The sequence below is a fragment of the Streptomyces sp. x-80 genome (genome assembly GCF_046549095.1).
Lineage (GTDB): Bacteria > Actinomycetota > Actinomycetes > Streptomycetales > Streptomycetaceae > Streptomyces > Streptomyces celluloflavus.
The window spans coordinates 44,043-67,364 of the sequence record NZ_JAJPWM010000008.1 but is presented as its reverse complement, the minus strand read 5'-3'; the positions used below and the strand labels follow the sequence as shown (position 1 = coordinate 67,364).

General features: G+C 74.0%; 15 protein-coding genes. 8 read left to right on the top strand and 7 right to left on the bottom strand.

The window, feature by feature from the left end; genetic code table 11:
• Positions 1 to 6: 6 nt before the first annotated feature.
• The 4 genes from ACLJWH_RS17560 to ACLJWH_RS17545 form a co-directional block, all read right to left on the bottom strand.
• Positions 7 to 1,425: a M1 family metallopeptidase gene (locus ACLJWH_RS17560; protein WP_411142658.1), complete on the bottom strand. Its 1,419-nt coding sequence runs from the start codon at positions 1,423 to 1,425 to the stop codon at positions 7 to 9.
• Positions 1,422 to 5,474 carry a Pls/PosA family non-ribosomal peptide synthetase gene (locus ACLJWH_RS17555; RefSeq protein ID WP_411142657.1) on the bottom strand — a complete coding sequence of 1,351 codons (4,053 nt, stop codon included), beginning with the start codon at positions 5,472 to 5,474 and terminating at the stop codon, positions 1,422 to 1,424. Before ACLJWH_RS17555 ends, ACLJWH_RS17560 begins: the two co-directional genes overlap by 4 nt.
• Before the next feature lie 338 nt (positions 5,475 to 5,812).
• Positions 5,813 to 6,649, bottom strand: a complete 837-nt coding sequence (locus ACLJWH_RS17550; protein ID WP_411142656.1) for a class I SAM-dependent methyltransferase — start codon at positions 6,647 to 6,649, stop codon at positions 5,813 to 5,815.
• Between the two features lie 153 nt (positions 6,650 to 6,802).
• On the bottom strand, positions 6,803 to 8,431 hold the full coding sequence (locus tag ACLJWH_RS17545; protein WP_411142655.1) for an acyl-CoA synthetase: 1,629 nt from the start codon (positions 8,429 to 8,431) through the stop codon (positions 6,803 to 6,805).
• 163 nt (positions 8,432 to 8,594) lie between these two features.
• Here ACLJWH_RS17545 and ACLJWH_RS17540 point away from each other — a divergent pair, with 163 nt between their 5' ends.
• The 6 genes from ACLJWH_RS17540 to ACLJWH_RS17515 all read left to right on the top strand — a co-directional run bounded on the left by ACLJWH_RS17540 (position 8,595) and on the right by ACLJWH_RS17515 (position 14,043).
• Positions 8,595 to 9,395, top strand: a complete 801-nt coding sequence (locus ACLJWH_RS17540; RefSeq protein ID WP_411142654.1) for a crotonase/enoyl-CoA hydratase family protein — start codon at positions 8,595 to 8,597, stop codon at positions 9,393 to 9,395.
• Positions 9,396 to 9,410: 15 nt separating this feature from the next.
• Positions 9,411 to 10,358, top strand: a complete 948-nt coding sequence (locus ACLJWH_RS17535; RefSeq protein ID WP_411142653.1) for a Zn-ribbon domain-containing OB-fold protein — start codon at positions 9,411 to 9,413, stop codon at positions 10,356 to 10,358.
• Positions 10,358 to 11,413, top strand: a complete 1,056-nt coding sequence (locus ACLJWH_RS17530; protein ID WP_411142652.1) for a thiolase domain-containing protein — start codon at positions 10,358 to 10,360, stop codon at positions 11,411 to 11,413. Before ACLJWH_RS17535 ends, ACLJWH_RS17530 begins: the two co-directional genes overlap by 1 nt.
• Positions 11,410 to 12,576, top strand: coding sequence for a thiolase domain-containing protein (locus ACLJWH_RS17525; protein WP_411142651.1), 1,167 nt, complete (start codon positions 11,410 to 11,412; stop codon positions 12,574 to 12,576). The genes ACLJWH_RS17530 and ACLJWH_RS17525 overlap by 4 nt, the downstream gene beginning before the upstream one ends.
• 424 nt (positions 12,577 to 13,000) lie before the next feature.
• Positions 13,001 to 13,396 (top strand): ACT domain-containing protein, encoded by a 396-nt coding sequence (locus ACLJWH_RS17520; protein WP_411142650.1) that lies wholly within the window; start codon positions 13,001 to 13,003, stop codon positions 13,394 to 13,396.
• Between the two features lie 146 nt (positions 13,397 to 13,542).
• Complete coding sequence (locus tag ACLJWH_RS17515) at positions 13,543 to 14,043, top strand: hypothetical protein (RefSeq protein WP_052853723.1); 501 nt, start codon at positions 13,543 to 13,545, stop codon at positions 14,041 to 14,043.
• 94 nt (positions 14,044 to 14,137) lie between these two features.
• Here ACLJWH_RS17515 and ACLJWH_RS17510 read toward each other — a convergent pair whose 3' ends face one another.
• Both ACLJWH_RS17510 and ACLJWH_RS17505 read right to left on the bottom strand, forming a co-directional pair.
• Complete coding sequence (locus ACLJWH_RS17510) at positions 14,138 to 16,162, bottom strand: N-acetylmuramoyl-L-alanine amidase (protein ID WP_411142649.1); 2,025 nt, start codon at positions 16,160 to 16,162, stop codon at positions 14,138 to 14,140.
• A gap of 472 nt (positions 16,163 to 16,634) precedes the next feature.
• On the bottom strand, positions 16,635 to 17,768 hold the full coding sequence (locus ACLJWH_RS17505) for an aminoglycoside phosphotransferase family protein (RefSeq protein WP_411142648.1): 1,134 nt from the start codon (positions 17,766 to 17,768) through the stop codon (positions 16,635 to 16,637).
• A gap of 286 nt (positions 17,769 to 18,054) precedes the next feature.
• On the opposite strand from ACLJWH_RS17505, the gene ACLJWH_RS17500 reads away from it, so the two are divergent.
• Complete coding sequence (locus ACLJWH_RS17500) at positions 18,055 to 19,599, top strand: hypothetical protein (RefSeq protein WP_411142647.1); 1,545 nt, start codon at positions 18,055 to 18,057, stop codon at positions 19,597 to 19,599.
• 103 nt (positions 19,600 to 19,702) lie between these two features.
• Here the strand turns inward: ACLJWH_RS17500 and ACLJWH_RS17495 are convergent, their stop codons facing one another.
• Entirely contained in the window at positions 19,703 to 21,166 is a 1,464-nt protein-coding gene (locus ACLJWH_RS17495) for a PP2C family protein-serine/threonine phosphatase (protein WP_411142646.1), read from the bottom strand.
• Between the two features lie 322 nt (positions 21,167 to 21,488).
• Between ACLJWH_RS17495 and ACLJWH_RS17490 the strand changes: the two genes are divergently transcribed.
• Entirely contained in the window at positions 21,489 to 22,913 is a 1,425-nt protein-coding gene (locus ACLJWH_RS17490) for a HEAT repeat domain-containing protein (protein ID WP_411142645.1), read from the top strand.
• Positions 22,914 to 23,322: the final 409 nt, after the last annotated feature.

Below are 23,322 nucleotides of genomic sequence, written 5' to 3'. Positions count from 1 at the left end.
CGCACGTCACACGTGCCGCAGACCGCTCCCCGTGGGCAGCTCCGGCAGCGTCTTGTCGTAGAGCCAGGATTGCAGGAGCGGCCGGACCGCCCGGACGGTGTGCCGGTCCGCGTGGGTGATGAACGCCTCCGTGTCGCTGGTCCGGCCGCGGTGCGTGTCGTGCCAGGCGCGCAGCATGGGGAAGAAGCGGTCGTCGCCCATGGCCAGTCGCAGCGCGTGCAGGGTGCAGGCGCCGCGGACGTAGACCCGGTTGTCGAAGATATGGCGCGGGCCCGGCTCGGCGAGACAGAGGTCCTGGTCACGGCGGCCCATCGAGACGCGCTCACGGCGGGCGATGGTGTCCGCGTCGTCCTCCCCGAGGTGCTCGGACCACAGCCACTCGGCGTAGGTGGCGAACCCCTCGTTCAGCCAGATGTGCCGCCAGTCGCTGAGGCCGACGCTGTTGCCGTACCACTGGTGGGCCATCTCGTGCGCGACCAGCGTCTCCCAGCCCCGCTTCCCGTCGATGTGGTTGCGGCCGAAGACGGAGAGCGTCTGGTTCTCGACCGGTTCCGCGAGGTCGGCGTCCACCACCACGGCGCCGTACGACTCGAAGGGGTACGGGCCGAAGAGCTCGGTGAAGTGCCGCAGCATCTCGGGCTGGCGCCCCAGGTCGTATCGGGCGGCTTCGGCCAGCCGCGGCGGGAAGGCGTTGTGCAGCGAGACGGGCCGGCCGTCGACCGTGGTGACGGCCGGCAGATGCTCGTGCTGGAAGCGGCCCGTGTAGAGAGCGGCCAGATAGGAGGACATCGGGCCCGGGTGGTGGTAGGTCCACACCTCCGTCCGCCCGTCCTGGCTGCGCTCGTGCAGGGTGCCGTTGGCGAGCGCCTGGTGGCCGCGCGGGACGGTGATCCGGAAGGTGTAGGCGGCCTTGTCGTCGGGGCGGTCGTTGCACGGGAACCAGGACGGCGCGCCCAGCGGCTGGGACGCCACCAGCGTCCCGTCGTAGCGGTCGCCGGTACGGTCCCAGCCGATGGAGCCGAACGGCGAGCGCAGCGGGCCGGGCCGTCCCCGGTAGCGCACGTCGAGGGTGAACGGCGCCCCGGCGGCGATCCGGCGCGGCGCCTCCAGGAACAGCTTGCCCTGCCGCTGCCGGGTGCGCGCCGCCCGCCCGTCCACCTCGGCGGAGTGCACCGAGAGCCGCGCGAGATCCAGCTCCACCCGGTCCAGCGGGGGGCCGGCCACGGCGTCGATCCGGGCGCGGCCGTCGAGCCGGCCGCTGTCCGGGTCGTAGGCCAGGCGCAGATCGTAGGCGACCGTGCGGTGGGCGGCCGTGCCGTGCTGGGGGAAGTAGCGGTCGGCGCGGCCGGTGGAGCAGTCGGCCGCGGCGGCGAGCGGGAGCAGGGCGGCGGTCCTGACCAGCGCCCTGCGGGTGCACCAGGTCATGCGGGGCCGCCTCCTTCGACGGCCCCCACCGGAGTGCCGGGCGCACCCACTGCCACCGGAGTGCCGGGCGCACCCGCCGCCACCGGGGTGCCGGTGGCGCGCACACCGCTCCGCGCGCCGCCCGTGGCCCCCGCGATCGGATTGCCCGCCCATCTGGTCCCCGCCGGGACGCTCTCGCCGCGCATCACCAGGGAGGACGGCCCGATGGAGGCGTGCGCCCCCACGGCGGTACCCGGCAGCGAGATGCTGTGCGGACCCAGCGAGGAGCCCGCCGCGAGGTGGACGGTGTCCAGCCGCATGATCCGGTCGTGGAAGAGGTGGGTCTGGAGCACACAGCCGCGGTTGACGCTCACCCCGTCCCCGAGGGTGATCAGATCCGTCTCCGGCAGCCAGTGCGTCTCGCACCACACACCGCGGCCGATCCGGGCCCCGAGGCTGCGCAGCCACCAGTTCAGCACGGGCGTACCGGTGAACGCGTTGGTCATCCATGGGACGGCGAGCGATTCGACGAAGGTGTCGTACAGCTCGTTGCGCCACACGAACGAGGACCACAGCGGATGCTCGCCCGCCGTGAAGCGGCCCACCAGCAGCCACTTCGCCGCGGTCGTGGTCAGCGCGGCCACCGCCGCCGCGAGCAGCAGCAGCGGCGCGCCCACCAGGACCGCCAGGCCGGGCCCGCCGGTGTCCAGCGCGCCCTGTTCGGTGAGCAGCACGGCCTCGGTGAGCGCCATCGCGCACATCAGCGGCAGCACCCGGCACAGTTCGACGGCGGCGCGCGCCACCACCAGCCGGCGCGGCGGCTCGAAGGTGCGTCCCACCTCACCGGCCGTCGCCACCCGCGGCAGCGGCAGCGCGGGCCGCCCCAGCCAGGAGGTGCCCGGTTCGCTGTGCTCCGGGGCGTCCGACAGCACACCGATCAGGCTCTCGTCGGGCACCGCGCGGTCCGGCCCCACGATGCCGGAGTTGCCGACGAAGGACCGCCGCCCGATACGCGCGGTCCCCAGCCGCAGCCAGCCGCCGCGCAGTTCGTACGGAGCGACCAGCGTGTCGTCGGCGAGGAAGGCGAAGTCCTCGACGCTCAGCAGGGACGGCAGCGGCAGCACCGTGGAGATCTCGGCGCGCCGGCCGACCCGGGCGCCGAGCAGCCGCAGCCACAGCGGTGTCGCCAGGCTCGCGTAGAGCGGGAAGAGGGTGCCGCGGGCGCCGTCGACGAGACGGGTCACCAGCCAGGCCCGCCAGGCGACCGGGCCGCAGACCGGGTGCATACCGGGCCGGATGCCCCGGCCCAGCAGCCGGACCACGGCGGCGACCACCACCATCCAGCACAGCGTCGTGCCGATCGCGATCGCCGGGACGGCGGCGAACAGCCGCAGCGCCGCCGCGGAGAGCGTCGCGCAGTCGCGCACCAGGTAGTAGACGCCGACCAGCGCGGGCAGCGAGGCGAGCAGCGGCAGCGCCGGGAGTCCGGCCAGCGAGAGGGCGTAGGCGGCGCTCCAGCGGCGGGAGCGCTCCGGCCTCGGCGCGGGCCAGCCCTTGCCGGCGATCTGCGCGTACCCCTTGGCGGGGCGGGCCGGCGAGCCGGTCCAGCAATTCCCCTCGGGCACCACGCCGTCCAGGCAGGCGCCGGGCGCCAGTTCGCCCTCCGGCCCGACCTCGGCACCGGGCATCAGCATGCTCCGGTGGCCGACGCGTGCCCCGGCCCCGATCCGTACGGCGCCGATGTGCAGCGTCTCCCCGTCCAGCCACCAGCCCGCCAGATCGGCCTCCGGCTCGACGCTCGCACCGTCGCCGAACTCGGCCAGCCCGGTCACCGGCGGCATGGCGTGCAGCGCCACGTTCGCCCCCACCCGGCAGCCCAGGGCACGGGCGTAGCGGCCCGCCCAGGGCGTACCCAGCAGCGCGGGGACGCCGAAGGCCGCGACGATCCGCTCGGCGCTCCACAGCCGCAGATGGACCCGGCCGCCGCGCGGATAGCTGCCCGGCACGATGGTGCGGGTCAGCGCGCGGGCGGCCCCGGCGCCGATCAGGAACCGGCCGGGGGCGCTCAGCAGTACCAGCCAGCCGGCGATCACCAGCCACCAGGAGGTGTACGGCGCCCACGCCTGCGGCGCCAGCAGGGCGAGCACATTGTCGGCCGTCATGATGCCGACCAGCACCCGCAGCCCCGCGATCACGAACAGCACCGTCTGTACCAGGAGTTGGGCCGCTCCGGTGCGCCGCCGTACCGGCCGCACCGGCCGGGCCGGGCCCGCTTCGCCCGCGAGGGAGTCCAGATGTCCGGCCATGTCCCGCAGCACCGGCTGCCGGTAGAGGTCGGCCACCGACACGCCCGGGTGGTGCGCGCGGAGTTCGGAGGCCAGCCGCGCCGCGCTCAGGCTGGTGCCGCCCAGTGCGAAGAAGTCGCTGTCCGCCCCGGGCCGGACGCCGAGCATGCGCTCCCACAGTTCCGCGAGCCGCGCGGCGCTCCCGGACAGTTCCTCGCCCGGTCCGCTCTCCGCGCCGCCGCCGCCGGCGAGCGCGGGCAGCGGCCAGGGGAGGGCGTCGCGGTCCACCTTGCCCGAGGTACGGGTGGGCAGCTCCGCGACCTCGGCGAGTACCGGTACCAGTGCGGCGGGCAGCCGGTCCGCCAGCACGCCGCGCGCGTGATCCGCCCGGAACCCCGTACCGCCGTCGGCGCCGTTCCCGGTCACCACGTAGCCGACCAGGATCTGTCCGCCGCCGGGGGTGGTGCGGACGGCGGCGGCGGCCCCGCGCACCCCGTCCAGCGCGCTCAGCGCGGCGTCGATCTCGCCGAGCTCGATCCGCCGGCCGCCCAGTTTGACCTGGTCGTCCGCCCGGCCGACGTAGACCAGCCCGGCGCGTTCGGCCCGTACGAGATCCCCGGTCCGGTAGGCGCGTGCCGCGTCCAGCGCGGCGCAGGGCCGAAACCGGTCCGCGTCCTTGACGGGGTCGAGATAGCGCGCGACGCCCGCGCCCGCGACCACCAGCTCGCCCTCGCAGCCGTAGGGCACCGGTTTGCCCGTGGCGTCGACGACCGCCAGCCGCCAGCCGTCCAGCGGCAGTCCGATGCGTACCGGCAGACCCGCGGTCATCCGGTCCGCGCACGCCACGACGGTCGTCTCCGTCGGGCCGTAGGTGTTCCACATCTCCCGTCCCGGTGTGGCGAACCGCTCCACGAGCCCGGCCGGGCACGCCTCACCGCCGACGATCAGCAGCCGTACCCGCGCGAGCGCCTCGTCCGGCCAGAGCGCGGCCAGCGTGGGCACCGTGGACACCACGGTGATGCCGCGTTCGATCAGCCAGCCGCCCAGCTCGTGGCCCGCCCGGACGAGCGAGCGCGGCGCGGGCACCAGGCAGGCGCCGTGCCGCCAGGCCAGCCACATCTCCTCGCACGAGGCGTCGAACGAGACGGACAGCCCCGCGAGGACCCGGTCGCCCGGTCCCAGCGGGCGGTCGCCCTCCTGGAGGAAGAGCCCCGCCTCGGCGTCGACGAACGCCGCGGCCGACCGGTGGCTGACCGCGACGCCCTTGGGGGCGCCGGTCGACCCCGACGTGAAGATGATCCAGGCGTCGTCCTGCGGCCCCGGAGCCTTCCCCGGTGTGCCGCCGCGCGGTTCGCCCCGCGGCGCGAGCCGCCCGTCCGCCCCGATCACGGCGCACACCCCGGCCTCCCGGAACACGGTGGCGGCGCGTTCGTCGGGGTCGTCGGCATCGACCGGGACGTAGGCGGCGCCGCTGCGCAGCACGGCGAGCAGGGACAGATACAGCTCGGCCGTGCCGGAGGGAATGCGGATGCCGACCCGGTCGCCGGGCCCGATGCCGTGCTCCGACAGCCTGCGGGCCCGGCGCGCGACCGCCGCGCTCAGCCCGCGGTAGTCGAGCACCTCGTCCCCGGTGTCGAGGGCGTCGGCGCCGGGGTGCGCGGCCGCGGTGGCATCCAGTACGTGAAGCAGGGTCCGGGGCGGCGGAGCGGCCGCCCCGTGGTAGATGCCCACCGCGGGGTGCGGCTCCGGCGGATCACAGGGGGATTCGAGTAGGGACGAAGACATGGGTATGCCTCTGTTCGACGCCAGTGGTACGGATACCCCTCGGATATCCGTCCCTACAGACGACCCCTACCCACGCCGGGTTCGCTATTCGACACCATATCTCCGTCAATCGAACACGCCATTCCGCACGCCCGAGGGGCCATCACCCCAGGCCCGCGCAGCGATGTGGCGGCTGCGCCCTGACCGGCCCATGGGCAAGACTTGACGCGGCCTGTGCGTTGTTTTCGCCGCCAAGGAGGGGATTGCGCTGCTTGCGTGGACATGGGGGCAGGCGTGTGGTAATGGGTGTGACAGGAGAGGGTGAGGGTGCGCCAGTACCGTAGCGTGGTGCGGACGCCTCAGGCGGGCCGGGTCGCGCTGCCCAGGAGGGCGACGACGGGCAGTGCCACGAAGCCGTCACCGACCGCGTGCGCGGCGGCCTTGCGGTCGTAGATCCGGCGGACGGCCGCGTACGACGCCGCGTCGAGCCGGGAGACCACCGTGCCGGTCAGCGGAGTGCCCGTCACGAGGTCGGTCCACCACTGGTCCGGATCGACGCGGTGCAGCCAGCTGACCGTCTCGACATCGGCGTCCGCGAACCCGGCGTCCGCCAGCAGCCCGTGGAACGCCGACGGACGGTCCGGTGCGGTGGAGGCGGCCAGGAACGGCCCCGCCTGGGGCACCCCGGCGGGGTACGGCACACCCGATTCGGCCAGCGCCTCGCCGAACAGCGCGAGCGCGCGCATCGGTTCCTTCTCCCAGCAGGTCAGCGCGAGCCGGCCGCCGGGGGCCAGCACCCGGCGCAGCTCCGCGAGCCCGGCGGCCGGATCGCCGAGGTGGTTGATCACGAAGTTGCCGACGACGGCGGAGAACTCCCCGTCGGGAAAGGGGAGTTCGGTGAGCAGCGCGACCCTGGTGTCGAGGCCCGGGTGGGTCCGTCCGGCGAGTTCGGCCATCTCCGGTGAGGCGTCCACGGCCGTCACCTTCGCCCCGCGCTCCAGCGCCGCCGCGGCGACCGGGCCCGGCCCGCAGCCCGCGTCCAGCACCCGGGTCCCCGCGGTCACCCCCGCGGCGTCCAGCAGCGGTTCGGCCAGCCGGGGAGTCAGCCGCCCGAAGCCCGCCCGGTAGGCGTCGGCGCGACCGGACCAGCCCGTCCGCTCGAACTCGTCGAACGACTCCGCGTCCCACGTGGTCATGGCCGTCCTCGTCTCTCCTCGGTGGCCCCTCATGGTGCCAGAGGGCACCGGCGGCGCCGGTGTGTCCGAGCGGGTGTCGGCGACTTCCGGTCGCGGTCCGCGGTACGCGCCGCACACCCGGGCGGGGCCCGTCCGCGGGTGCGCGGATGCTCCTTACGACTCCCCGCCGGCCGCCGCCACCGCCTTCGCCCAGCGGTAGTCCGCCTTGCCGCTGGGCGAGCGCCGGATGCGGTCGGTGAAGACGACGGCGCGCGGGATCTTGTACCCCGCCAGCCGGGTCCGGCAGTGGTCCTGGACACCGGCCAGGTCCAACGGCGCCGAACCGGCCCGGAGCTGGACGACGGCCGCCACCCGGCTGCCCCACCGCTCGTCCGGGACACCCGCCACCAGCGCGTCGTAGACGTCCGGATGGGCCTTCAGCGCCTGTTCGACCTCCTCCGGGTAGATCTTCTCGCCGCCGGAGTTGATGCACTGCGAGCCCCGGCCCAGCACGGTGACGATGCCCTCGGCGTCCACGGTCGCCATATCGCCCAGCAGCACCCACCGGTCGCCGTCCGCCTCGAAGAACGTCTCGGCGGTCTTCTCCGGGTCGTTGTAGTAGCCCAGCGGTACGTGCCCGCGCAGCGCGATCCGCCCCGTACCGCCGGCCGCGACCGGCCGGTGGGTGGCCGGATCCACCACCGCCGTACGGGAGTTGACCCGCAGCCGGAACCCCTTGTCCGGGCCCGAGTCCTCGGTGGCCGTGCCGTTGAAACCGGATTCCGAGGAGCCGAAGTTGTTCAGCAGCAGGGCGCCCGGGACCAGTGCGGCGAACTGGTCCCGTACGGTCTCCGAGAGGATCGCGCCGGAGCTGCTGACGCTGAACAGCGAGGAGCAGTCGGTGCCCTTGAGCGGTCCGCCGAGCGCGTCGACGAGCGGCCGCAGCATCGCGTCGCCGACCAGCGAGACGCTGGTGACCCGCTCGCGCGCCACGGTGCGCAGCACGTCCTCGGGCGCGTACTTGCGGTGCAGGACGACCTTCTGGCCGAAGTGGAAGGCGATGAACGCGGTGAGCGTGGAGGTGCCGTGCATCAGCGGGGGAGCGGGGAAGAAGACGATGCCGTCACCGCCCGCCGCGACCCGTTCGGCCAGTTCCGCCGGCCGCCCGACCGGCTCGCCGGTCGGCGCCCCGCCGCCCATCCCGGAGAAGAACAGGTCCTCGTGCCGCCACACCACGCCCTTGGGCATACCGGTGGTGCCGCCGGTGTAGATGACGATCCGGTCGTCGCCGGAGCGCGGGCCGAAGCCGCGCTCGGGCGATCCGGCGGCTTCCGCGTCCGCGAGCGGCACGGGGGCGAGGCGCGGCCCGACGGCACCGGCGGGCGGGGTGCCCACCCGTACGAGGTGCCGCAGCCGCGCGGCCCGGGGCAGGGCGGCGGCGACCCGTTCGGTGAACTCCGCGTCGTAGACCAGGGCGACCAGGTCCGCGTCCCGGTAGAGATAGGCCAACTCGTCCGCCACGTAGCGGTAGTTGACGTTGACCGGCACCGCGCGGATCTTCAGGCAGGCATAGAGGGTCTGGAGGTACTCGACGCCGTTGTAGAGGTGCAGCCCGACGTGCTGCCCGGGGCCGACGCCGTGGTCGCGCAGATGGTGGGCGAGGCGGTTGGCGGCCCGGTCCAGCTCCGCGTAGGTGAGCCGGCGCTCGGCGCCGGTTCCCGGATGGTCGAGGTACACCAGCGCCTCGCGGCCGGGGACCGTGTCGACGATCGACTCGAAGAGGTCGGCAAGGTTGTACTCCACGTCTCCTCCAGACCGGGCGGACGTCGGCTTGGCGGTCATTAGAGCGCCGCCGAGGGGCGCAGGGAAGGGCCGTGGCCAAGAAAACTGACTGTCTGTCAGAAAACTCTTGAAGTCGCCGTTCGGCTGCTGCAACCTGTTCTCCGTCTGGAGACGGGAGGACGGCATGAGCGGTACCGAACATCTCACCGTACGGCGCGTCGGCGCGACACTGGTGCTCACCCTCAACCGGCCGGAGGCCAAGAACGCGCTCTCGCTGCCGATGCTGGTGGGCCTGTACGACGGCTGGGTGGCCGCCGACGAGGACGACGCGATCCGCTCCATCGTGCTCACCGGCGCCGGCGGCACCTTCTGCGCCGGTATGGACCTCAAGGCCCTCGCGGGCGACGGGATGACCGGCGAGCAGTACCGCGACCGGCTGCGCGACGACCCCGACCTGCACTGGAAGGCGATGCTGCGCCACCACCGCCCGCGCAAACCCGTGATCGCCGCCGTCGAGGGCCACTGCGTCGCCGGCGGTACCGAGATCCTCCAGGGCACCGACATCCGGGTGGCCGGGGAGAGCGCCGTCTTCGGGCTCTTCGAGGTCCGGCGCGGCCTCTTCCCCATCGGCGGCTCCACCGTCCGCCTCGCCCGCCAGATCCCCCGCACCCACGCCCTGGAAATGCTGCTCACCGGACGGCCCTACCCGGCGCGCGAAGCCGAACACATCGGCCTGATCGGCCATGTCGTACCCGACGGCACCGCACTGGAGAAGGCCCTGGAGATCGCCGAACAGATCAACGCCTGCGGCCCGCTGGCCGTCGAAGCCGTCAAGGCGTCCGTCTACGAGACGGCGGAACTGCCCGAGACCGAAGGGCTCAAGGCCGAACTGGAGCGCGGCTGGCCGGTCTTCGCCACCGCCGACGCCAAGGAGGGCTCCCTGGCCTTCGCCCAGAAGCGCCCACCCGTCTACCGGCGCGCCTGACCCGAGGAGTTCCGCATGGCCGATATCCGCACGGCGCCGCTCGTGGTGGAGTTCCCCTTCACCCGCTCGCTGGGCCCCGTCCAGAGCGCCTTCCTCACCGGGCTGCGCGAGGGCACCGTCCTCGGCGTCCGCGCGGGCGACGGACGGGCGATCGTCCCGCCCGCCGAATACGACCCGGTCACCGCCGAGGAGATCCGCGAACTGGTCGAGGTCGGATCGACCGGCACCGTCACCACCTGGGCCTGGAACCCCGCCCCGCGCCGCGGCCAGCCGCTCGCCACCCCCTTCGCCTGGGTCCTGGTCCGGCTCGACGGCGCCGACACCGCGCTGCTGCACGCCCTGGACGTCCCCGGCCCGGAGTCCGTACACACCGGCCTGAGGGTCCGCATCCGCTGGGCCGCCCAACGCACCGGCGCGATCACCGACATCGCCTGCTTCACCCCGTACGACGGACCGCGGACCGGCGCCGGACCGGCCGCCCACAGCGGGGAGTTCGCCGACCCCGTCACCGGCATCACCACCCCCGCCCGCCTCGACTACACCTACGCACCCGGCCGCGCCCAGTCCCGCTACCTCCAGGCGCTCGCCGGACACAAGACCGTCGGCGAACGCTGCCCCTCCTGCCACAAGGTCTATGTGCCGCCCCGCGGCGCCTGCCCCACCTGCGGCATCGCCACCGACACCCAGGTCGAGGTCGGCCCCCGCGGCACCGTCACCACGTACTGCATCGTCAACATCAAGGCCCGGAACCTCGACATCGAGGTCCCCTACGTCTACGCCCACATCGCCCTGGACGGCGCCGGTCTGGCCCTGCACGCGCGCATCGGCGGCATCCCCTACGACCAGGTCAGGATGGGCCTGCGCGTCGAACCGGTGTGGACCGGTGACGGCCCCTTCCCCGACCACTACCGCCCCACCGGCGAACCCGACGCTCCCTACGACAGCTACAAGGAGCTGATCTGATGCGCGAGGTCGCCATCGTCGCCTTCGGGCAGAGTGACCACGTCCGCGACAGCGCACAGACCTCCGAGGTCGAGATGCTGATGCCGGTGCTGCACGACGTCCTGCGCCGCACCGGCCTGCGGACCCGCGACATCGGCTTCACCTGCTCCGGCTCCAGCGACTACCTCGCCGGCCGCGCCTTCTCGTTCACCATGGCCCTGGACGGCGTCGGCGCCTGGCCGCCGATCTCCGAATCCCATGTCGAGACGGACGGCGCCTGGGCCCTGTACGAGGCATGGGTGAAGCTCCTCACCGGCGAGGCCGACACCGCGCTGGTCTACGCGTACGGCAAGTCCTCCCCGGGCGACCTCCGCGAGGTGCTCACCCGTCAGCTCGACCCCTACTACCTGGCCCCGCTGTGGCCCGACTCCGTCGCGCTCGCCGCCCTCCAGGCCCAGGCGCTGATCGACGCCGGACGGACCGACGAGGCGGAACTGGCCGCCATCGCCGACCGCGACCGCACCGCCGCCGCGGCCAATCCGCACGCCCAGCGGCGCGGCCCGCGCCCGGCGGGCGAGTACGTCGTCGCGCCGCTGCGCACCGGCGACTGCCCGCCCATCGGCGACGGCGCGGCCGCCGTGATCCTCGCCGCCGGCGACACCGCCCGCCGGCTGGCCGCCGCGCAGGGCCGCCGGCCGGCCTGGATCCGCGGCCTCGACCACCGCATCGAGGCCCACGGCCTGGGCGTTCGCGACCTCACCGACTCCCCGTCCACCCGGCTCGCCGCCGAACGCGCCGGCGCCTTCCTGCGCCCCGTCGACACCGCCGAGCTGCACGCCCCCTTCACCTCCCAGGAGGTCGTCCTGCGGCAGGCGCTCGCCCTCGACGACACGGTACGGATCAACCCCTCGGGCGGCGCCCAGGCCGCCAACCCCGTCATGGCCACCGGGCTGATCCGCCTCGGCGAGGCCGCCGACCGTATCCAGCGCGGCGACTCCGACCGCGCCCTCGCGCACGCCACCTCGGGGCCGTGCCTGCAACAGAACCTGGTCGCCGTCCTGGAGGGGGAGGCATGAGCAAGGAACCCGTGGCCGTGACCGGTATCGGCCAGACCGCGCACGCCGCCGCCCGCCGCGATGTCTCCCTCGCCGGACTCGTCCGCGAGGCCGCCCGCCGCGCCCTGGACGACGCCCGGCTGGAGTGGGCGGACATCGACGCCGTGGTGATCGGCAAGGCCCCCGACTTCTTCGAGGGCGTGATGATGCCCGAGCTGTATCTCGCCGACGCGCTGGGCGCCGTCGGCAAACCGATGCTGCGGGTACACACCGCCGGTTCGGTCGGCGGCTCCACCGCCCTGGTCGCCGCGAACCTCGTCGCCGCCCGGATCCACCGCACCGTCCTCACCCTCGCCTTCGAGAAACAGTCCGAGTCCAACGCCATGTGGGGGCTCTCCCTGCCGATCCCCTTCCAGCAGCCGCTGCTGGCCGGCGCCGGCGGATTCTTCGCCCCGCACGTGCGCGCGTACATCCGGCGCACCGGCGCCCCGGACACCATCGGCTCCCTGGTCGCCTACAAGGACCGCCGCAACGCCCTGAAGAACCCCTACGCGCATCTGCACGAACACGACCTCACCCTGGAGCAGGTCCAGGCGTCCCCGATGCTCTGGGACCCGATCCGCTACTCCGAGACCTGCCCGTCCTCCGACGGCGCCTGCGCGATGATCCTCACCGACCGGGCCGGGGCCGCCCGCGCGCCCCACCCGCCCGCCTGGGTGCACGGCGGCGCGATGCGCAGCGAACCCACCCTCTTCGCCGGCAAGGACTCCGTCTCACCGCAGGCCGGCAAGGACTGCGCGGCCGATGTCTACCGGCAGGCGGGCATCACCGACCCGCGCCGGGAGATCGACGCGGTGGAGATGTACGTGCCCTTCAGCTGGTACGAGCCGATGTGGCTGGAGAACCTGGGCTTCGCCGCCGAGGGGGAGGGCTGGAAACTCACCGAGTCCGGCGTCACCGGACTCGACGGCGACCTCCCTGTCAACCCCTCCGGCGGCGTCCTGTCCACCAACCCCATCGGCGCCTCCGGAATGCTCCGCTTCGCGGAGGCCGCCCTCCAGGTCCGCGGACAGGCCGGCGACCACCAGATCGAGGGCGCCAGAAGGGCGTTGGGACACGCCTACGGAGGCGGCGCACAGTTCTTCTCGATGTGGCTGGTCGGCACCGAACCCCCGCCCGGCTGACCCGTCCGAGCGGGCGCGGCCGCACCACGCGCCCCACCCGCGAACCGCCGTGCCGCCGCCGTCCGCGGCACCCGGTCCGTCCCCGTACGCGGTGGTGCCGCCGGCCGTCGGCGGGGAACCGGGAGGCGCGGGGAGGCGACGGACGGTATGGCCGGGCAGCGGCCGCGGGCGGGTCGGCGCCCACCTGACCTGACGTACGCCGGTGGTGGCCGGGAGTTGGGCGATGCGCGGACTGCCTGTGCCGGGGGCCGGTGTCGCGATCCCCGTGCGCGGTGGTGCGGCCGGCCGCCGTCGGTGCCGGGAGCGGCGTACCCCGTCTGCGGCAACCGCGCCCGCCCGGCCCGCCGCCGTGACCCTCGCCGTGTCCGCCCGCCGCGACCGGGCGCCCGCGGCGGGCGGACCGGTGCGCCGTAGAGTGGCGGTCATGACGGGTGAGCGTGATCTCCGGGCGCTGCTGAGCGGTATGCGGCCCGAGCTGAACGAAGGCCGCTATGTCTTCACGACCGTGGTCGGCGGGATCCCCGAGGGCCTGCGGCCCGTGGTCACCGTCGCCGAGCCGGAAGGCACCACGCTGGTCCTCCGCCAGGAGGAGGCCGACCGCGCGGGCCTGGCGTACGGCTACGTCGCCGGCTGGATCACGCTGCGGGTGCACTCGGCGCTGGACGCCGTCGGCCTGACCGCCGCCGTCGCCGCCGAACTCGCCACCGCCGGACTGAGCTGCAATGTCGTGGCGGGTTTCCACCACGACCACCTCTTCGTCCCGTACGACGCGGCCGGCGAGGCGCTCCGCCACCTGGTCACGCTCGCCGACCGGAGCTGAGCGACCCGGCCCGGGACCGGGGCCGCCGCGCGCGGGGCCCCGGACGGCCGCGCCCGCCACGCCGTCGCGCGCCCCGCCCCGGCGCCCGGCCGGGCCCACCCCGACGTCCGCGCGGCGCGTCCGGCCGGGCCACGTACGATGGCGGCATGTCCTTCCTCCGCCGCCGCAGCGCAGCCACGCCCGCCGGGCCTGACTTCGACGTCCTCGCCATGGACCCCGGGGACTGGCCGGGCAACCTCGGAGCCGGGCTGCTGCCCGCACCCGACGGCAGCTGCCAGGGCGTCTTCCTCCGCTACGACCTGTTCGGCGGCCGTGGCCCCGCGATGATCATCGGCAATCTGCCGGAGGGCTCGCCGGCCCGTGACCTCGACGAGGACCAGGTGCCCTTCGAGGTGGCCCAGCTCCTCGCGGCCCTCGGCAACGACGAGCCGGTGGTGGTCGTCGAGCGCGAGGACACCCCCGTGATGCACGAGGACAACCTGCTCATCGTCAAGCGCATCAAATGCTCCGAGAGCCGTATCTCCTGTGCCCAGTTCGACCGCAGTGACGGTGTACTGGTCACCATCGCCAGCTGGGACCGGCCGATCACCGACGACCTCTACGCCCTGCTCAAGCCGCTGCCCGCGGAGCTCTTCCAGCAGGGCTGAGCGCCGCGCGGTCATCCGTCGCGCCCGGTGGACGGACCGCCGTCCACCGGGCGCGACGTGCTCTCGTCACACGGGTGCCGTCACCCGGGCGGCGCTACCGGTCCGACGGCCGCACGTCCACGTCGGCCGCCCGCACATAGCCGACGCGGTGCCCGAGCTGGATCTCGTAGTACGCGTCCTCGCCGCGCACGACCACGTGTTCGCGGACGTCGAAGGACTTGGCGTAGAGGAAGTCGCCCGTCAGCCGCTGACCCACGGCGTACCGCTGGCCGGCGGCCAGCTTGTACGGCAGCGGGGTGACGTTCTGGACCGGCACACCGGCCGGGTAGGCGGCCTTCTCCGGGTACGCCACTCCGTAGACCGGGATCTCGGACCGGCCGGCCCTGGGTGTCGCGATCAGGCCCTTCGCGTTCACCGCCGTCGGCTGGTGGCGCGGGTTGTGGAACCACGCCCGCTGACCGAGGTACCAGATCGCCGTCCAGTCACCGGAGCGGCCCGCCAGCGCGAACCGCTGTCCCGTCGTGGCGCGGGCGCCGGTGTCGTTGACGTCGGTCGTCGAAGCGCTGCCGTCCGGGTGCAGCCCGGCGTCCTTGACGAGCGGGGCGTCCTCGCGCGGGGCGGTGTGCAGCCGGACCGCGGCGGAGCCGTGCGCCGCGCAGGGGGCACCGCCCTTCTCGCAGCCGGTGTAGACCGGCTCGTTCCGGTCGTAGTCGGGGCGGATGGTGACCAGACCGCCGTGCGGGCCCGCGGTGGGCGTGACGGGCTTGCCCAGCAGCGCGAAGTAGTGGCCCCAGTCCCAGTACGGGCCGGGGTCGGTGTGCATACCGGGGACCGTGGACGGCGACGTGGCGGGCACGTTGTCGTGGCCCAGGATGTGCTGGCGGTCCAGCGGTACGTCGTACTTGCGGCTCAGATACTTCACCAGCCGGGCCGACGTGCGGTACATGGCCTCCGTGTACCAGGCGTCCGGCGCGGTCAGAAAGCCCTCGTGTTCGATGCCCACGGAGTGCGAGTTGGTGTACCAGTTGCCCGCGTGCCAGGCGACGTCCCTGGTCGGGACGTGCTGGGCGATCAGCCCGTCCGAGGAGCGGACCGTGTAGTTCCACGACACATACGCCGGGTCCTTGATCAGCTTCAGCGTCGTCTCCCAGGACCCCTCGGTGTCGTGGATGACGATGGTGTCGACGCGCAGATCCGCGGGGCGGTCCGCCCGGTCGTGGTTGCCGTAGTTGTTGTCGCCGAACTGCGCGTACGGGGCCGGAACCGACTCGCAGGCGACGCTCGACGGGCACTCCGGCACGGCGGTCCCGGCCGGGGCGGATGCCTGGACGGCGGTGGTGGCGGGGCCCGCAGAGATACGTTTCTGCTGCGTACGGTCGGGGACCAGTGAGGGCGCGGCGGCCAGCGTGATCCGCTGCCCCGCGTCGGTGGTCCGGGTCCGGCCGTGGCGAAGCAGGTCGTACACCTCGTCGGCGAAGACCGTGCCGCCCTGCTCGCTGTCCTCGCCGGCGTAGCGCGCCACCGCGGCGTACCACTCGGCCGGGTCGGTGCTGCCGGGGAGCCCCAGCGCGCGCTGCTCGGCGGCGAGCAGCGCGGCGCCGCCGAGCACATTCGCGGCGGGGTCGGTGCGCAGCTTCTCGGCGGGCAGCCCGGTCAGCCGCGCCGCCGTCGGCAACGTCCGCAGCCGGGCGGGGAGTTCGGCGGGCAGGGCGGCCGGCCGCGCCGCGGGCGTCGCCCCACGGGCGCCGGTACCGTCACCGCGGGCGCCGGTCCGCCGGGTGTCCGTCGCGGCCGTGCCGTACTCCGGCTCGCGGGCCAGCGCCGTCCGGGCGTCGGTCAGATGCATGGGCCCGTAGCCGCCGGAGACGCTGGGCGCGCCGCCGTGGCCGTCCCAGCGGGACTCCAGGTACGAGACGCCGAGCAGCACACTGCGCGGCACCTGGAAACGGGCGGAGGCGTCGGTGAAGGCCCGCTGCAAGGCGGCGTCCGCCCGGGTCTGCCCGGCGGGCGCGGCGGAGATCAGCGGCACCATCAGCGCCGCGGTGGCGACGGCGGTGGCGGACCTGCGCAAGGTGGGGCGGGCAGTTCTCTTCGTGTCAATCGGGGCGGATTCTCGCAAAAGAGCCTCCTCAGAGCCGGCCCGAGCCGGGACGGTGTGGCGGGTGGTGCGTGAACGGCCGTGCGGGGCGGGACCGGACCCGTGGTCCTGCTCGGCTAGGGGTACCCCTTTGCCGACGCCCCGTCAATGACCGTGCGGGATCGGGATTTCGCATGTCAGAGCATGTCCCGAGGAGCTTTCCCACTGCGGGCTCCCGGCCTGCGGTGCGTCAGTGGAATGGACCAATGTCCGGGCTCCGGCGCGGATCACGAATATGCGGCGGAGGACTCCGGAGGGTCCGGTTCCGCGCATCCGGGGAGTGGGGAGGGGAGCGGACACGGCACGGATACGGGAGCGAAGGCGGAGCGGATCCGGAGCGGATCCGGAAAGCCGGGCACCGGCGGGCCGCGGCAGCCGAGCGGGCACGGCTGGGCGGACACGGGTGAGCGGCGCGCCCGGATCGGGCGCGCCGCTCACAGTCCCCCGTCGGCGGTCAGCGCGTGCCGACCGCCGCCCGCACCGCACGCCGCGCCATCTGGCAGTCGTCGTGCAGCCGGCGCAGGAGCAGTCGCTGCTCCTCGCCCGCCGCGGGTGCCCCGGACTGTCCCGTACTCGCTGTCCCCGTCGGCGCGGGCTCGCGCATGGTCCGCTGGACCGCGGTTTCGTAGCGCCGGATCTCACGGGTCAGCACCAGCATCAGATTCACCAGGAAGGCGTCCCGCGAGGCCGGCCCCGCCGCCTGCGCCAGCTGACTGATCTGACGGCGGGCCACCGGCGCGTCACCCAGCACCGACCAGAGCGTCGCCAGGTCGTAGCCCGGCAGATACCAGCCCGCGTTGTCCCAGTCCAGCAGCACCGGACCCGCGGGGGAGAGCAGGACGTTGTTCAGCAGCGCGTCGCCGTGGCAGAACTGGCCCTGGGTGTGCGACAGACCGCGCAGCAGCTTCTGGAGGTCGCCCAGATCCCGGTCGGTGAGCAGCCCGAGGTCGTGGTACCGGCCGATGCGGTCCGGGTAGTCCAGCGGGGCGTCGAACAGCCCGGCCTGCGGACGCCAGAGGTTGACCCGGCAGATCGCGCCGAGCGCGGCCCTGACGTCCGCGCGCGCGGGTGCCTCGGACGGATGCCGCTGCACGGCGGCGACCCGGCCCGGCATGCGCTCCACGACCAGGGTGCAGTTGTCGGGGTCGGCGGCCACCAGCCGCGGTACCCGCACCGGCGGACGGTGCCGGACGAACGCGCGATAGGCGACTATTTCCTGCCGGAACCGCTCCGCCCAGGCCGGGGAATGGTCCAGTAAGCACTTCGCGACCGCGGTCGTACGGCCCGTGGTGCCCACCAGGAGAACGGACCTGCCGCCGCGGCGCAGCACCTTGACCGGGTTGAACTCCGGGCAGATGCGGTGCACCGAGGCGACGGCGGCGCGCAGCTGTGCACCCTGTGGGCCGGACAAGTCGAGTCTCCCGCTGAGCGGTTGGGCGCCCGTCCCCTGCGCCCGCCGGGTGTGGCCGCCGGACAGGCCGTTGACCGCCCCCGCGGCAGCGGCGGGGGCGAGATACGGCCCGCTGCCTGCGGTGTGCGGCCGGTACGGCCGGGTGGGGGCGGTCACGGCGGACGATGCTGCGTACATGGGTGAGACAGGTCCCTTCGTGCGCCGACGAATTGCGTGCGTGCCCCCGGCCCGGTGGTGAGAACCCGGTGAAGGGTCCCGTGCAGAAGGCCGATCCAGGGCCCCTGCGCAGGGCTCGCACCCTGGGGAATGCGGTCCCGCCACCGGGCCGGGGGCTGCACACCTACAGAACACTCGGGCGCGGGTGGCAGACCATCTGGCGCACCCTGGCGAACCCTGGCGAATGGTCGCCGCGCACGTCACGGGCCGTTACTGTCAACTCAGTCGAGGAACCTGGGGGCTTGACGTGGACAGGGAGCCGAACACCCGTCTCGCGGACCTTTTCGGCCTGGCGGGCTGGTCCAAGGGAGAGCTGGCGAGACTGGTCAACCGGCAGGCGGCGGCCATGGGGCATCCGCAGCTGGCGACCGACACCTCGCGAGTGCGGCGCTGGATCGATACGGGGGAGACCCCGCGCGATCCGGTGCCCAAGGTCCTGGCCTCCCTGTTCACCGAGCGACTCGGCCGTGTCGTAACCATCGAGGATCTCGGGTTCGCAAGAACCGGCCGCGCGGGGAAACGGCAGGCCACGGACGGTCTGCCGTGGGCACCCGAGCGGACCGCTGCGGTCCTCACGGAATTCACGGGAATGGACCTCATGCTCAACCGACGCGGCTTGGTGGGCGCGGGCGCTGCGCTCGCCGCAGGCTCCGCACTCACCGGCGCCATGCACGACTGGTTGCACACCGACCCGGCCACCTCGGCCACCTCCTCCCACGACCCGTTCGCCGCCGGCTCGGCCGGCCGGCGTGATCAGCTCGACCAGATCGGCCTCGACCGCTATGAGGCGGCCCCCGTGGGGTCGCAGGAGATCGACGCGCTGGAGCACTCGGTGGAGGTGTTCCGCGCCTGGGACGCGGCCCGCGGCGGCGGGTTGCAGCGCAAGGCCGTAGTGGGCCAGCTCAACGAGATCGGCGGCATGCTCGCCTACCGCCACCCCGACCATCTGCAACGCAGGCTCTGGGGGGTGGCGGCCAATCTGGCGGTGCTGGCCGGCTGGATGTCCCACGACGTGGGCCTGGAGTCCACCGCCCAGAAATACTTCGTCATCGCCGCCCACGCGGCGCGCGAGGGCGGCGACCGACCGCGCGCCGGGGAGGCGCTCTCCCGCGCCGCCCGTCAGATGGTCCATCTGGGCCGTCCGGACGATGCGCTGGATCTGATGAAGCTGGCCAAGTCCGGTTCCGGAGCGGAGAATCTGCCGCGCACCCGCGCCATGCTGTACACCATCGAGGCATGGGCGCAGGCATCCAAGGGCCACGGCCAGGCGATGCGCCGCACCCTGGGCGAGGCGGAGGAGCTCTTCGTCTCGGACAAGGCCGATGTGCCACCGCCCAGTTGGATGCAGAATTTCGACGAGGCGGATCTGCACGGTATGCAGGCGCTGGCCTTCCGTACGCTCGCCGACCACGATCCGTCGGTCGCCGGGCTGGCCCAGCATCACGCCAAGCAGGCGCTCCGGCTGCGGGGGAGCGGCCACCAGCGGTCGCAGATCTTCGACTACCTCTCGATGGCCTCGGCGTGCTTCATCGGTGACGACCCCGAACAAGCCGACCGGTACGCCCGGTTGGCGCTGGCCACCATCGGTGAGAACTCCTCCCACCGCACCTGGGACCGGCTGCGCGAGATGTTCCGGCTCACCGGGCAGTACGCGAACTCCGCCAAGATCCAGGAACTGCGCGAGGAAATCCAGCAGGTCATGCCGAAGGAGAAGGCGAAGGGCAAGGCCCGGGAGAAGGGGGCGGGACTGGGACCGGAGTGGGGACCGGCGCTGGGCGGCCTCTCGGTGTGACGGGGTGACACCACACACCCCGCCACCCGGCCATTACCTCCACCCGGTATCAGGTCGGCCGAAATCCGGCCGTCAGGTCCGCCCGCCGTCCGCGCGCGGTTCGTCAGGAGCCGACTCTGGCGATCAGCACGCAGGCGTCGTGCTCGCGCTCGGTGCTGCCGAACTCCTCCAGGACGATACGGACACCGTCCTGCGCACTGCGCGCCGCGGCGAACCGCGGCGCCAGCGCGAGCAGCCGCTCGGCGCCCTCATGGGCGGCGTCCGAGTGGTGCGTACGGCGCGGCGCGAGTCCGTCGGTGTGCAGGACGAGCAGATCGCCGGGGGCCAGCTGCTCGGTGCGCTGGGTGTAGGCCGCGCCCGTCGTGGCGCCGAGCAGCACCCCCTCGGGCGGGTCCAGCGCGCGCCCCGTACCGCCGCGGAAGAGCAGCGGTGCGGGGTGCCCGGCCTGGGCCCACTCCAGCAGACGGGTGGCGGGGTCGAAGCGGCAGCACACCGCGCTGCCCAGGGCGGGCTGGGCGGCGGTGTCGAGGAGCTGGTTGAGGAAGCCCATCAGCGGCCCCGGCCGTTGTCCCGCGACGGCCATACCGCGCAGCGCGCCGAGCACCATCGCCATCCCGGAGGTGGCGGCGACGCCGTGCCCGGTGAGATCGCCGACGCTTAACAGTGTGTTGCCGTCCGGGAGTTGCAGGGCGTCGTACCAGTCGCCGCCGATCAGCGCCCGGGTGCCGGAGGGGAGGTAGTGCCCGGCGAGGTCGAGGGCGGCCGGGCCGCTCTGCGGGAACTGGAGGGAGCCGCGCCAGGGCGGCAGCACGGCCTGCTGGAGCTCGACCGCGAGCCGGTGCTCGGTCTGCGCGATATGCCGTTGGCGCTGCAACGATTCGCGGGTCTCGGCCGCCACCTGCTGGCTGCGGCGCAGCGCGCTGACGTCCCGCAGCACGGCCCACATACAGGCGGTACCGCCGTCGGCGTCGAGGACCGGCTCGCCCACCATGTGCACCGTGCGGACGCTCGCGTCGGAGCGGACGATGCGGAACTCGCCGTCGATCGGCCGGCCGTCCACCAGACAGTTGGTGACCATCGTCGTCAGCCCCTCCTGGTCCTCCGCGAGGACCAGGGAGGGCAGCTCGTCCAGGGTCAGCGGACCGTCGGACGACTCCCTGCCGAACATCGCGAAGAGTTCATCGGACCAGCTCACCTCGTCCGTGAGCAGATTCCACTCGGCGCTGCCCACCCGGCGCAGCAGTGAGCCGCGCTCGTGCGGTTCGGGCTCGGGCGGGGCCGCCGGCGGCTCGGCGTCCGCCCCCCCGCCGTCCGCGGCGTCGGCCGACAGGCCCTCCCGCAGCTGGCCGAGGTGGCCGTCGAGGTCGTCGAGGTGGTGGACGGCGAGATCGCACAGGGCCCGCTGCCAGCGCTGCTGCGGGTCGGCGGGGGCGTCGGCGGACGACGCCTCCTGCCGGACGGCGTCGAGGTCGCCGCGCAGCCGGCGGGCCTGCGTGATGAGTGCCTCCACCGATTCACGCTCGGGAGGCTGGGCGGCGTGGTGGTCCGCGAAGCGAGGGGACGGCATGACGTACTCCGTGATCAGGCGGCGCCGGGGCCAGGTCTGACAGAAGGGCCGGTCACGACTGTTGCACAGGCTGCGACTGTCCGTAAGGGATTTGGCGGTACCCGTTACGGTGGTGCACCCGGCATATGCCCCCGGCCTCCCTGGGGCAACCCAGGGCCGAATCGGCGGAATGATGGCTTCCAGGCTAGGCTGCGCCCGCCGCAAGCAGTCACGCCCCCCGATCCACGGTGGGAACGATGCATACGGCCCGCGGTCACCGGCAAGAATGCCGGTCGGCGGAAATCCCGTTGCCAGCCTGTCCCCCGCACCGGATGCTGACCTCATGTTCGATCCAGACATAGCGCCCAGTGGCACCTTGCTCGGCCTCCTTCAGCGAGGCCGCGGCGACGGTACCCTGCATGCCCTCGCGGCGCCGCGGGCCGAGGCGCTCGCGGCACTCAACGACAGTGTGCTGCGTGACCCCCGCCGCGACTGGCAGGTGGAGAACCGCTCGCTCTACTACGCGCGCCTCTACATGCAGCTCGACGGCGGGCTCGAAGAGATCGAACGGCACCTCTTCCACCCCGACGACCTCATCGACACCGCCGAGGAGCGCACCGGCCTCGCCCTCGCAGTCCTGGGCCACCTCGCCTCGTACGGCCGGGACGCCGCGCGCCTGCTGCTGCGCAGCTACGCCGCGGTCGGCAGCAACTGGCGCTGGGCCCTGGACGAGCTGGCGCTGCGCGACGACGACGCCGGGCTGATGGGCCTCGCCCCCGCCGTCCTCGCCCGCTTCCCCCAGACCGGGGAAGGGGAGGCCGCGCTGGCCACCGCCGTCCGCGACGCCTTCGAGCCGCGGCCCTGGCGGCTGTGGGCCGAGGACGCCCGGTACGCCGGACGGCTGGCCGCCGCCGGGGAGCAGGGCTCCTTCGACCGCTGGCAGCGGCAGCTGCGGCCCCGCGGGCCGCGCCCCGGCTGGAGCGTCACCGAGGTGCTGGAGTGGGCCCAGCAGGGCCTCGACCTGCACCCCGAGGAACACCGGCACGCCGCGGCCGCCCGCTGCCTGGCCGCCGTCGCGGGCCCCGAGGACCGCCCCGAACTGCTACGGGCCGCGCGCGGCGGGCCGGATGCCGCCCGCGCCGCCGCCCTGCACCACCTCGCCGAACGCGGCGACCCGGACGTCCTCGGCCTGATCGAGGACGTGGCCGTCGACCCGTTGACCGCGGAGCCGCTGGCCGCTGCCGCGCTGGCCTCCTTCGAGCGGATGCGCAGCGTCCAGGCCGTCGACCGGGCCCGGGTCTGGGCCCGGCGCGAGGACCGGCTGGGCGCGTCCGCCGCCGCGATGCTCGCCCGGCGCGGCGGGCAGCGCGACGCCGCACTGGTGCTGGCCGCGCTGCGCAGGACCGTACGCGCCGAGGGCCCGGACGCGGACGGGCTGTGGGAACTGGTCGACGGGGCGGGCCGCCTCGGTGTCGGCTGCGCCGCCCCCGTCCTGCGCCACGTCTACCGCGAGACCTCCTCCTCGCATCTGCGCGGCCGGGCCGCCGGGGCGCTCGCCGCCACCGACCCCGGTTTCGGGGCGGGTTTCGCCGTCGAATGCCTGTGGGACTGCGAGGAGACCACCCGGGAACTGGCCGCCCGGCACGCCGCGACCGGTGACGCCCGGGTCGTCGAACAACTCCGCCGCCTCGCCGCCGACCCGGCCGAGGAGGCCGAGGTCCAGACGGCCGTACGCAGCAGATTCGGGCCGGACGCGTCAGCGGTGTGACGGACACGGCAGCGGGGTGCGACGCGCGGCGGCGAACACGGTCCACGCGGCGCACGTGGCGCCACGCGTGGGGTGAGCCGGCCGGGCCCGCCCGCACCGGCCGGACGGATACCGGGGCACCGGATACCGGGGCACCGGATCCCGTCCCCGTACCCGCCGTACGCCGCGCCAGGCACCCCGTCGGCGTCGTGCGCGATGCCTGCCCGTTCGCTTCCGGCCGCGGCGTGCGGCCCGGCCGCCGTCCACCGGTCCGTCCCGCTCCGCCCGTACCCGCGGGCCGGCCGAGGCGGTACCCGGGAGGCCGGTGGACGGACCCGCCCCGGGCCGTTTCCGGGGGCGTGCGCACCGGTCGGACGGCGGTTGCCGACGGGGCGCGCGACGGACACCGACGGGGCTCCGGCGGGCGATC